The 10,935-nt window shown below is 35.1% G+C and carries 11 protein-coding genes; 7 read left to right on the top strand and 4 right to left on the bottom strand.

The annotated features are described in order from the left end of the window. Positions 1-754 precede the first annotated feature (754 nt). From PHV22_RS06350 to PHV22_RS06335, 4 genes are all read left to right on the top strand, one after another. On the top strand, positions 755-1,951 hold the full coding sequence (locus tag PHV22_RS06350) for an OmpP1/FadL family transporter (RefSeq protein ID WP_299946469.1): 1,197 nt from the start codon (positions 755-757) through the stop codon (positions 1,949-1,951). Between the two features lie 236 nt (positions 1,952-2,187). Further along, positions 2,188-2,772 (top strand): DUF302 domain-containing protein, encoded by a 585-nt coding sequence (locus PHV22_RS06345; protein ID WP_299946466.1) that lies wholly within the window; start codon positions 2,188-2,190, stop codon positions 2,770-2,772. A gap of 239 nt (positions 2,773-3,011) precedes the next feature. Then, positions 3,012-4,025 carry a hypothetical protein gene (locus tag PHV22_RS06340; protein ID WP_299946463.1) on the top strand — a complete coding sequence of 338 codons (1,014 nt, stop codon included), beginning with the start codon at positions 3,012-3,014 and terminating at the stop codon, positions 4,023-4,025. Continuing rightward, a complete protein-coding gene (locus tag PHV22_RS06335; protein WP_299946460.1) occupies positions 4,022-4,870 on the top strand; it encodes a hypothetical protein in 849 nt (282 codons plus the stop codon). The genes PHV22_RS06340 and PHV22_RS06335 overlap by 4 nt, the downstream gene beginning before the upstream one ends. A 148-nt stretch (positions 4,871-5,018) precedes the next feature. On the opposite strand, the gene purM is transcribed toward PHV22_RS06335, so the two are convergent. The 3 genes from purM to PHV22_RS06320 all read right to left on the bottom strand — a co-directional run bounded on the left by purM (position 5,019) and on the right by PHV22_RS06320 (position 7,765). Further along, complete coding sequence (gene purM, locus PHV22_RS06330; RefSeq protein WP_299946457.1) at positions 5,019-6,014, bottom strand: phosphoribosylformylglycinamidine cyclo-ligase; 996 nt, start codon at positions 6,012-6,014, stop codon at positions 5,019-5,021. 55 nt (positions 6,015-6,069) lie between these two features. Continuing rightward, complete coding sequence (locus tag PHV22_RS06325) at positions 6,070-6,249, bottom strand: DUF2892 domain-containing protein (RefSeq protein WP_299946454.1); 180 nt, start codon at positions 6,247-6,249, stop codon at positions 6,070-6,072. 172 nt (positions 6,250-6,421) lie between these two features. After that, on the bottom strand, positions 6,422-7,765 hold the full coding sequence (locus tag PHV22_RS06320) for an FAD-dependent oxidoreductase (RefSeq protein ID WP_299946451.1): 1,344 nt from the start codon (positions 7,763-7,765) through the stop codon (positions 6,422-6,424). Positions 7,766-7,939: 174 nt separating this feature from the next. Between PHV22_RS06320 and PHV22_RS06315 the strand changes: the two genes are divergently transcribed. Genes PHV22_RS06315 through dapF form a run of 3 tightly spaced genes read left to right on the top strand, consistent with a single transcriptional unit; the run spans position 7,940 to position 9,837 of the window. Next, positions 7,940-8,485, top strand: coding sequence for a spermidine synthase (locus tag PHV22_RS06315; protein WP_299946448.1), 546 nt, complete (start codon positions 7,940-7,942; stop codon positions 8,483-8,485). Further along, positions 8,485-9,081: a dephospho-CoA kinase gene (coaE, locus tag PHV22_RS06310; protein WP_299946445.1), complete on the top strand. Its 597-nt coding sequence runs from the start codon at positions 8,485-8,487 to the stop codon at positions 9,079-9,081. The genes PHV22_RS06315 and coaE overlap by 1 nt, the downstream gene beginning before the upstream one ends. A gap of 9 nt (positions 9,082-9,090) precedes the next feature. Continuing rightward, positions 9,091-9,837 carry a diaminopimelate epimerase gene (gene dapF, locus PHV22_RS06305; RefSeq protein WP_299946443.1) on the top strand — a complete coding sequence of 249 codons (747 nt, stop codon included), beginning with the start codon at positions 9,091-9,093 and terminating at the stop codon, positions 9,835-9,837. A 27-nt stretch (positions 9,838-9,864) separates the two neighbouring features. Here dapF and prfA read toward each other — a convergent pair whose 3' ends face one another. Beyond that, on the bottom strand, positions 9,865-10,932 hold the full coding sequence (prfA, locus tag PHV22_RS06300; protein ID WP_299946440.1) for a peptide chain release factor 1: 1,068 nt from the start codon (positions 10,930-10,932) through the stop codon (positions 9,865-9,867). Positions 10,933-10,935 lie beyond the last annotated feature (3 nt).

Raw genomic sequence — 10,935 nt, 5'->3', positions numbered from 1 at the left:
CATCTGTCAGGTGTGGAAATGTAGGTCGCTGCCTAGTTGATCAAATCTTCTTTAATTAACTCTTCTTTTTTAATCTTTAATCAACTAACTCTTCTTTCTTACTTTTAATAATCAAAATTTTAATCTTTTTTACTATTTTAAATAAATGATTTGTTAATCAATTAAATCTCAAAATTTATCTTTATTTTTTCAGCTTAATCGTCTGTTATGTTACAAACTAAATCTTATTATTGCTAGCGCAGCGTGGTAATGTATTGTATCGCAACGATGCTGCCTAAAAGTCTAGATTATTATGTCGTGGTTTGTAATGACAAAGAAATTAGATTCGTAGCAGTAAGTGATTAAAATTAATCTATCAACCTCTAAGTTATTTCAAAAAAATTTCAAATATTGATTGATATGTGCTATTTTATGGGAGTTATAGTAACTCTAGCAATATAAATTTAGATTCTTAAACCGCTTTTTTAGTAATAGAATGTTTCAAATCTACACATAATTAAAAAATTATCACATTCTTTAGATATATAGATATATTATAATTATTGGATAAAACTATATAAAAGGCTTATGTAATTATTAAAAAATAGCATTTTTATAGTAATTAGTGATTCTAAACATACATAAAATTTATAATTCTAAATTTGAATATGATAAATATATCCTTTATTTATGCTTGTTTACTATTCATTTAAGATTGAGTTAAAAAATACTCCTCTATAATACTTCTATCTTAAAAAGAGAAATAGGAGAATAAATGAAAAGAACAATTAAACTAGCAGTTGTAGCTGCTTTAGCTTTAGGTGCAACTTCTGCATTTGCAACAAACGGTTCAGTGATGATTGGTATGGGGGCAAAAACTCGTGGTATGGGTGGAACTGGAATCGGTGTTAGTCATGGTGCTGAGTCTGCACTTTCAAATCCAGCAATGATAACTAAGATTAAATCTGACAATGAAATCTCTTTCGGTGGAACTGTGTTTATGCCAGATGTATCAACATCAACATCAGCTGGCGGTAATGTAGAGTCTAATAGTGCTGCAGATATGTTTGTTATCCCATCTGTTTCAGTTGCAAGCAAGGTGAATGACAACTTCTATTTTGGTGTAGGTATGTGGGGAACTGGTGGATTAGGTGTAGATTATAGAGAGAGCACTGATCCTACCTTAATGAATATGACAACTTCACTTCAACTTATGCAGTTTGGTGTACCATTAGCATATACAACAAATGGATTTGCTGTAGCTATTACTCCAATTGTTCAGTATGGTTCATTAGATATTAATTATAATCATCCATTAGCAGGAAATGTTGGAACAGGTGTAGCTGATGATTTAGCTTTTGGTTATAACTTGGGTCTATCTTACACGGCAGCTGGATTAACTCTCGGGGCTGTTTATATCTCTGAAATAGAGATGAATTTTGATAATGTTTTAAGTACTGCTGTTGGCGCAATGACTAGTGGAGGTTATACAAATAATAAACTCTCATCTCCTGCTCAATATGGTGTAGGTGCAAGTTATAAAATGGATAATCATACTTTAGCTATTGACTATAGAAGAATCATGTGGTCAGATGCTGAAACTTATAAAGATTTTAGTTGGGAAGATCAAAATGTAATGGCTATTGGTTATGAGTATGCAACAACTGGTTGGGCTCTTCGTGCAGGTTACCAATACGCAAAGAGTGCAATTCAAAATAATGCAAATTCAGCAGCTTTAACTGGTGGACCGGCAAACTTAGGAAATACATTTAATCAACTAGGTTTCCCAGGCTCTGAAGAGACTCACATAACTTTTGGTGGAACTGTAAATTTAAACAAAACGCTTTCACTTGACCTTGCAGCTGTTTATGGCTTAGAAAATGAGACAACTACTGGATATTTTGGTGGTGGTACTATCACAACTAAGCACTCTGAATCAAGCTATAGTGCTCAACTTAACTATAACTTCTAAGAGATATCTATATCTTTGTAGCATCACTTCTTTGTGATGTTACTTTTTAAACCCCAATATTATTTTACTCAAATCAAATCATCGAAAAAGCCCAACGCAACGAGCCGGCTAAAGTAAACAAAAAAAAGTTAAACAAAAAAAATTTCAGATAACTTACAGATTTATGTGATATAATATTTTAGATTTATTTTGTGATAAATGTATCACAAAATCAACTTAAATAAAAAAGGAAGAAAATGTTAAAGAAGATAGTTATAACTTTTTTACCTATTCTAACGGCAGCTATGTTTAGTGGTTGTTCATATATGAATATGGGTAAAGTGTTTGTGTTTGACTTTTCAGGAGAAACAAGAACAGCATACGCTGATATGATGGGTGTAATTGGTAAAACTGGTGATCCAGCGCAAGCCATGATGAAAGAGTGGAAAGTTGCAGATAATGTAACTGAGGATGATCTTTTTGAGAATATGAAAGAGCTAGCAGAAAACTATAATATGAGATTTGTTGGTGAGAAAAATATGTACAGAATCAAAGATGGAAAACCTAATGAGGTTGTTCATGCTAGAATTGGTGAATTCTGCTCTTTAAGTATCGCCAAGAAAATGTTAAATCATTCTCGTTATTATGGTGGTTTTATGCCATGTAGGGTTCTATATGTTGAGTATGGTGACGGGAGAAGATATCTGATTTCTATGGATATGACGCTTGCACTCTATGGCGGAACTAGTAAAAAACCGATTGATCCAGATCTTTTCGCAGATATGCTAAATGTTAAAAAAGCAATGGAAGAGATTCCAGCTAAAGCTGCATCAGGCGAATAATTACTACACAGTAATAGTTTTTAGTTTTCACGCCTTTGCGTGAAAATATCTTATACTTCATTTTGCATCCTATAAAATTAGAACTAAGCTCTCACATTTACAAGCTGTCTGTATCATGACTTTTGGCTCTTATGAAAATATATTATTCAGACAAGTTACAGATTTATGTGATATAATATTTCAGATTTACTTTGTGATAAATGTATCACAAAGTTAACTTAAATAGAAAAAGGAAGACAATGTTAAAGACATTCTTAAAATTAGCAGTTGCGTTATCGCTTAGTGCTACTGTTGCGTTTGGCTATCAGGCTATCAGACTTAATGTGTCTAGCGGAGATAAAAAAGAGAGAAATGATGCTTTTAATGGAATATTAGAAGTTGATTTAGAGGATGCTGGATTTACTCCAAAAGATTCTCATCCAGGAATAGAGTTTTACTACAATCTCTTCTACGGTACTAAACTACTAAAAGATGGCAAGCCAAATCCTAAGTTTAAAACAGATTATGTTGAGAATTTAGATAATCTTGGTTTTATAACAATAGCTGGTGAGCCAAAAATAAGAGAGATGCTTTTAAAAGAGCCAACTCTTGGTGGTTTCGCTCCTCTTAACTATCTTATATATAAGAAAAAAAGTGATGATAAGACTTTTGTTGGTACTTTAACACCTCAAGCAATGCTTGATATTACTAAGGTAAAAGATCCTGCGATTAGAGCAGAATTTACTAAATATATTGATGGCTTATCTGCTATTACTGATGCTGGAATGAAGGGAAAAGTTGAGTATGTTGAGATAAACAAGCTTAATGATAAAACTATGATGCAGTTTGAGATTCCTTTTGATAGAGGAAGTGATATTTTAGAAGCTAAATTTGATTTTATGGGTAAATTTGAAAAAGCATTTGAAGCTGAAGATTACATCATTGCAGGCAAGAGGGATTTTGGTGAATATTACGCCGATAATAACTTAAAATTTGATAGATATGATGCTTATTGGGTGTATTCACTTTGCCACTTCACATTTTCATATACAGTGTTTAATGTATGGCAGCATCCTGAATTAGGTGCATCTGCTCCTTGTTCAATGTATATGTATGTTGAAAAAGGTAAAAATGTACTACATGTGGGTATGCCAAGCGTAGAAAATTGGATAACTTTTGGTAAATTAACTGATCCAAAGCAGATTCAATATATCAAAGAGATGGATGCTAAAATCAGAAGCATTATGATTAGTTTAGGAGCAAAAGAAGTATGAAAAAATTATTAACTATTTTATTTGGGGCGTTTGTACTAACTTTTTTTGGTTGGGCAGGAAATAGCACTGAAGCACAAGCAAGTAGCGGCGAGCCAAGTGGGGAAGTTAGTGCTTATCTTCAAGGTGCATATATTAGTGTTGCTGATGCACAGAGCAAGCTCAACGCTGCTGGATTTGAAGTAATATCCACTTTTGAGAGTGTAAAAGATGGTAAGACTATCGTATTTACTTGCCCTACACTAAAAAAAGAGGCAGCTAAGCCCAATCGTGCAAATATTGCTGCAATGAGACTTTTTGTTGATGATAAAGAAAAAACAATATCTTTGACAAATCCACTTTATTTTGGCAAAGCTTATATGCAAAAGGATTACAATCATGCAACTTTTGCAGCTGTAAAAGCTAAACTTGAAAAAGCATTTCCTGGTCTTAAAGATTCTGAAGACAAAATGAAGTTTAAAGATTTAGCAGGTTTTCATTTTACTATAGGTATGCCTTATTATGAGGATGCTAAAGTTCTTGGTGAGGGCAATAATGCTGACTTGCTAGCAAAACTGAAGGCTTACAAAGGTGGCAAAGACTTTGCATTTGAACTTAAGATTTCTAATGACACAACTTTAGTTGGTTACGGTGTTGGTGCTGGAACAAAAAGATTTGTGGATAAAATTGGTCGTGCTAATGCTGGTTTAATGCCTTGGCCAATAGTTGTAAGCGGTGGAAAAGCGACTATGCTTCAAGCAGAGTACTATATCGCAATGAACTATCCTTTGCTTGGTATGGGACAATTTGCCGGAATAGCAACTGTTCCTGGGGATGTTATCAAAGACTTATCAAAGCCATTTAAGTAACTGGATGCTATGCGCTAAAGGGAACAAGTTCTCTTTAGCGGGAGAGACGAGGACTCTCTCCCCTAAAGCTACGAAAAATTGGTTTTTTGAGAATTTCAATTAGTAAGTAGCATAAAAATATTACGACAGATTTAGACGCAAAAAACATCTAAATCATTACGGCTTCTCTTTCCCCATCTTTAATCTCACCTATCAGATAGCCATCAGTTTTAGACAGAACTTTATCTACATTTTTATCTTCAACAACAAGTATCATTCCAACTCCCATGTTAAACGCTCTGTACATCTCATCGCCATCAACATGCTTTGATATTAGTTCAAATATAGGTAGAACTTTTATAGAATCTTTTTTAATCTCTGCTCTTAAGTTTTCTGGCAGTACGCGAGGTAAGTTCTCAACTATACCACCACCTGTGATGTGAGCCATTGCAACTATCTCGTTTTTTAACTCTTTAAAAGTTTTTACATAGATATTTGTAGGCTCAAGTAGAGTTTGGATGAGTGGTTTGCCATTAAAATCATCACTGAAATTTAGTTTCATCTTCTCAAACAGAACCTTTCTAGCAAGTGAAAAACCATTTGAGTGAAGTCCTGAGCTAGGTAATGCTATCAGTTTATGTCCTGCTCTTACCATTGAGACTCTGTCCATCTCCGACTTCTCAGCAACGCCAACAGCAAAACCAGCTAAATCAAAATCATTTTCACTATACATTCCTGGCATTTCAGCTGTCTCTCCACCAATAAGTGCACACTCGCTTCTTATGCAACCTTCGGCAATGCCTGCTACAACTGCTGTGGCGACATTGATATCAAGTTTTCCAGTGGCGTAGTAATCTAAAAAGAAAGATGGCGTACCAAAGTTGCATAGTAGATCGTTTACGCACATAGCAACGAGGTCAATCCCTACTGTATTGTATATGCCACTGTCGATTGCAAGTTTCAGTTTTGTTCCAACACCATCAGTTGCAGCAAGCATTACAGGTTCTTTAAAGCCCGTAGGAAGCTCAAAGGCCCCTGCAAAAGAGCCAATTCCACCTAGAACCCCCGGGATTCTTGTTGACTTCACTAGAGGTTTGATATTTTCAACGAAACTATTGCCTGTGTCTATATCTACACCAGCATCTTTGTAACTAATTTGGCTCATTCAAGGCTCCATTTTGGGTTATAAAATAATATATTCTGTGGGGTTACTATTGGTCTTAGATTGAACATTTTTTAGTAATTAGGCATAGTGGACAAAAATTTACTATTCCAGCAATAAGAGGAAGCACTCCTAGGTAAAACCAAGCATTACCAGTTATAAATCCAGTTACTATAAGAGCTAAACCTAAAATAATACGAACATACCTGCAAGTAGTTTTTATTTTGTTGTAATTCATTGTGAATCCATTGTGTGAAATTTAATGAAATTGTACCAAAATTTGGACCTATTCCAGACATATACTAAACTAGAGTGTTGTTTTAAATTTAAAGATTTTTTACAGGAGTATTGCGTAGTGGGGTGGAGCCCAGATAAGATTATAAAGTGCTTATCTGAGAAAAGGTAATTATTTATGAATTAAACATATCTGCATAAAGAGCATCCGCCCAATCATAAAGAGAGCTTGCATTTTTTATCCCATCTTTTTTCCAATCTTCACTGCTGGTGGTATCTGCAAAATCAAAAGTATCACTTACTTTGTCATATGAGTATTGAGTATATATGTAAATCGCTTTTTCTGGAGCAATTGAGACGGCGGAAAAACAGGTTGTGGTTGGTGACTCCCACTTAATTTTTTGGTTTTTATTGATTTTCTGTGCGATTAATGATGCAACAAAATGCCCCTCTGAGTTTGAGGTGTTACCGGATTTTGAAAAGCCCATTGGACGAGAATCGCCTGTAATAAAAATATTCTTCGCATCTATAGCTTCGTATGTAAGTGGGTTAATATGCGCTTCTAACATATTTTTGCCCTCTTTTGCGAGACCTACTCTCTCTAAAATTTTAGCACCTCGTACATGAGGATAAAAAGCAGCATCATTAAACTCAAACTGATCAAATTCTGTACGAACGATTTTTTTGTCTAAGTCTATTTGCGTTATGGTTGTTCCCGGAACATACTGAATATAATCAGCGTACAGCTCATCAAAAGCAGACTGAAAGCCTTTTTCTTTGATGGTGATAGTGCTATTTTCATCAAGTAAAATTACTTTAGCATCTAGTTTTTTCTCTTTGAAATAGTCAGCTATGATACAAGCTCTCTCATACGGCGCAGGAAGACATCTGTAATTTCCACCTGGAACTGTAAGTATGAAATTACCACCTTTAAAATTTAAAACTTTATTTTTTAGCGTCATATGCTCAGAGCCTGGGATAAATCCTGCAGGATACTCTTGTCTTAGTCTGTTTTCAAAAGCTATATCTTTTGTCCATCTAGAGTAGTCGTAGTCAATCCCTGGAGCAAAAACTAAATAATCATATTTAATATTGCCATTGCTTGTTTTTAAAATCTGATTTTTTTTATCTAAATCAACTGCAGTCGCGTGAAAATATGTATATTTGTTTTCTCTAGCTGCTTGAAGATAGTCATGTGTTAGGTATTCAAGCTTTACCTTGTCCACTAGCCACAAGTTACTAAGTGGGCAGGAGATGAACTCATGTCTCTGTTCTACTAAAATTACATCCGCATTTGGAGCAAATATTTTTGTATATTTTGCAATTGATAATCCAGACCATCCGCCACCTACAATAACAACCCTCGGTTTTTTAGTAGGTGCTAATGGTGCATTATAATCAGTTGTTGGATTGGTATTTTTAGTTGGTTTTGCGTTCACGACATTAGCGCTCGCATTTAGCGCAGAAGAGGCAACCGCTATGCCCGAGAGTTTAAAAACATCTCTTCTTGAAATAGCCATTAAAATTCCTTAATATAATATTTTGAGATTAGGTTATCACTTTTCAACTTATCAATAGCTTATTTTTTATCACATTTTTATCAATTTTTGCTTAATTATATGTTGTTGTTTGGCTTTTTAAAGCTTTTTAATCCAAATATGATAGAATCGCAATAACTTAAATTTGGAAAACTAATGAAAAATATTATATATAGTGAAATGATGGTGCATGTACCAATGTGCACAAGTAAAATGGCAAATAGTTTGTTGATTATTAGCAATAATCCCGAGAGATTAAGTGCTGAAGCATCAAGACATGCACAAGCAACTTTTAAAATCTCACCTTGTAATTTAGAGGAGATAAGTTCACATGGAGATAAATCTTACGATGTAATAATCTCTGAGATGCCGTGTGATGAGCTTTTGCTAGCCCAAATAAACCGAATTTTAAGAGATGATGGGCAGTTTGTAACAACTCATGAATCTTTGGAAAATATTGATACCAACAAGAGTCTTATAAAAAAAATCTCTAGATTTTTTAAAGTTGTAATGCCTTATAATCTGGGAGATTGCTCAACTGCTCTTTTTGCATCAAAAGAGTATCACCCAACGGCGGATATAATTTTGCAAAGGGCCGATATGCTTGATGGGCTTAGTTACTACAATTGTGATATCCATCCTGCTGCTTTTGCTATGGGCAATTATATAAGAAAAGAGTACCTTGGAGTTATAAAAAATTAATGGCATTTGAGTATGCGATTGCTTTAACTGGCGGTATTGCTACTGGTAAAAGTAGCGTTGCATCTCTGCTCGGATTAAATGGGATGAGAGTAATAGACGCAGATAAGATTTCACATGAGATTTTGGATGCTTCATCTGGCTGGGTTAGAGATAATTTTGGAGATGAGTTTCTTGATGGAAATAGAGTAAACAGGGCAAAACTAGGAACTCTGATATTTTCCGATACTCAAGCTAAAGAGAAGTTAGAGAGTTTTTTACATCCCAAGATAAGAGCTGAGATTGAGCAAAGAAGCATAAAGCAGGATAGTTTTAAGTTTCCATACCTTATAGACATACCACTTTTTTTTGAAAAATCTGGCTACGATATAAAAAAAAGTGTAGTGGTCTACACCCCGCCAGAGATACAGCTAGAGAGATTTATGAAGCGAAATGGCTACTCAAGAGAGGAATCCATTAGAAGGATAGAGTCTCAGATGCCCATAGAAGAGAAAAAAGTAAAAGCGACTTGGGTGATTGATAACTCAAAAGATCTTAAACATCTTCAAGAAGAGTGTGAAGAGTTTGTTGAGACTATAAAAACTGAATATGCAAAATAGGAAAAAAAGATGATTCTTTCAAAATATAGTGCAAATGGAAATGATTTTGTAATTTTTCATACATTTATAAAAGAGGATAGAAGCCTTCTTGCTAAAAAGCTATGCCATAGACAAAATGGTGTTGGTGCCGATGGATTGATAGTAATTTTACCACATGAGAGATATGACTTTGAGTGGCAGTTTTATAACTCTGATGGCAGTGAAGCCAATATGTGTGGCAATGGAAGTAGGGCCGCTGCACATTATGCCGCCAATAATGATATAGCTTCAAATGAGATGAGTTTTCTTACTGGTGCTGGGGTGATTGGTGCTAAGGTTAATGGAGATATGGTTTTAAGTGAGCTAACTCCACCGATTGTGATTGAGAAAAATATAGAACAAAATGAGAAGTCGTGGTGGCTTGTAGATACTGGAGTGCCTCATCTTGTGCATTTTACTGATAACATAGATTTTTTTGATGTAGAAGAGGCAAGAGAGCTTAGACAAAAATACAACGCGAATGTAAATATAGCATTCGTGGAAGGTAAAAATATAAGGGTTAGAACATATGAGCGAGGGGTTGAAGGTGAGACTCTTGCATGTGGAACTGGTATGGCAGCTTGTTTTTTTGTAGCAAATGAGAACAAGATGGTCGGAGATGAGATAGAAGTTTATCCAGCAAGCAACGAGACGCTTTATCTTGGAGTAAATGAGAAAACTATCACTTTTAAAGGTGCAGTTAAAAAGGTTTTTGAAGCTTCGTGTTTGAGTGTATAATCTAAATAGTAAGAGAGTTAAGCAGAACTAAAGCCCTGCTTCTTCTACTATTCTAGCTTGATGATTTGCGATAAGCGGGTCAATGATTTCATCAAAAAGTCCACCTTGCATAATCTCTGTAAGTCTATAGAGCGTTAAAGTTATTCTGTGATCGCTTATGCGATTTTGTGGATAGTTATAAGTTCTGATTCTTCCACTTCTATCACCAGTCCCGACCTGAGATGCGCGATTTGCACTATCTTTTGCGAGAGCTTCTTGCATCTCTAAGTCGTAGATTCTAGCTTTTAGAACCTTCATGGCTTTTTCTTTGTTTTTATGTTGTGACTTTTGATCTTGATTTGTCACAACGATTCCAGTTGGTAAGTGAGTTATACGAACCGCTGAATCAGTGGTGTTAACACTTTGTCCACCACAACCAGAAGAGCGCATAACATCCACTTTTAGGTCGTTTTCATTTATGATTACTTCCACATCTTCAACCTCTGCCATTATGGCAACTGTTATTGCAGATGTGTGAACACGACCTTGAGACTCTGTTAGAGGAACCCTTTGAACACGGTGAGTTCCACCTTCGTACTTCAACCTGCTATAAACTTTGTCGCCTTTTATAAGCGCGATAACCTCTTTGAAACCACCAGAATCTGATGGAGAAGTGCTGAGTATCTCAACTTTCCAATCTCTGATTTCAGCGTATCTGCAATATGCTTCAAATAGATTTCCAACAAAAATACCTGCCTCATCTCCACCAGCACCAGCACGAAGCTCGATAATTGTGTTTCTGTCATCATTTGGGTCTTTTGGAATTAGAAGAAGTTTTATCTCTTCTTCTAGCTCTGGAACTCTTGGCTCAAGAGATTTTAACTCCTCTTTTGCCATTTCAAACATTTCAGAATCGCCTAACATACTTTTTGAATCAGCAATTGCTGCCAATAAAGCGTGGTACTCGGTTGCTTTTTCAACAATAGTTGAAAGTGAAGATTGTTCTCTTGAGAGGTCTGTCATTCTTTTGATGTCGGAGGTTATGTCAGGAGAACTTAGCAAATTGCCAAGTTCATTATAGCGGTTGATAAACGGGTTTAGTTTATCAGCTAACATTAA

Origin of the sequence: Sulfurimonas sp. (genome assembly GCF_028713515.1) — a bacterium.
Taxonomy (GTDB): domain Bacteria; phylum Campylobacterota; class Campylobacteria; order Campylobacterales; family Sulfurimonadaceae; genus Sulfurimonas.
The sequence above is the reverse complement of the archived record's forward strand: the minus strand, read 5'-3'. Positions and strand labels throughout refer to the sequence as shown.

Coding starts and splice junctions, on each gene's coding strand:
- PHV22_RS06350 (WP_299946469.1), top strand. CDS start 755: ATGAAAAGAACAATTAAACTAGCAGTTGTAGCTGCTTTAGCTTTAGGT.
- PHV22_RS06345 (WP_299946466.1), top strand. CDS start 2,188: ATGTTAAAGAAGATAGTTATAACTTTTTTACCTATTCTAACGGCAGCT.
- PHV22_RS06340 (WP_299946463.1), top strand. CDS start 3,012: ATGTTAAAGACATTCTTAAAATTAGCAGTTGCGTTATCGCTTAGTGCT.
- PHV22_RS06335 (WP_299946460.1), top strand. CDS start 4,022: ATGAAAAAATTATTAACTATTTTATTTGGGGCGTTTGTACTAACTTTT.
- purM (WP_299946457.1), bottom strand. CDS start 6,014: ATGAGCCAAATTAGTTACAAAGATGCTGGTGTAGATATAGACACAGGC.
- PHV22_RS06325 (WP_299946454.1), bottom strand. CDS start 6,249: ATGAATTACAACAAAATAAAAACTACTTGCAGGTATGTTCGTATTATT.
- PHV22_RS06320 (WP_299946451.1), bottom strand. CDS start 7,765: ATGGCTATTTCAAGAAGAGATGTTTTTAAACTCTCGGGCATAGCGGTT.
- PHV22_RS06315 (WP_299946448.1), top strand. CDS start 7,940: ATGAAAAATATTATATATAGTGAAATGATGGTGCATGTACCAATGTGC.
- coaE (WP_299946445.1), top strand. CDS start 8,485: ATGGCATTTGAGTATGCGATTGCTTTAACTGGCGGTATTGCTACTGGT.
- dapF (WP_299946443.1), top strand. CDS start 9,091: ATGATTCTTTCAAAATATAGTGCAAATGGAAATGATTTTGTAATTTTT.
- prfA (WP_299946440.1), bottom strand. CDS start 10,932: ATGTTAGCTGATAAACTAAACCCGTTTATCAACCGCTATAATGAACTT.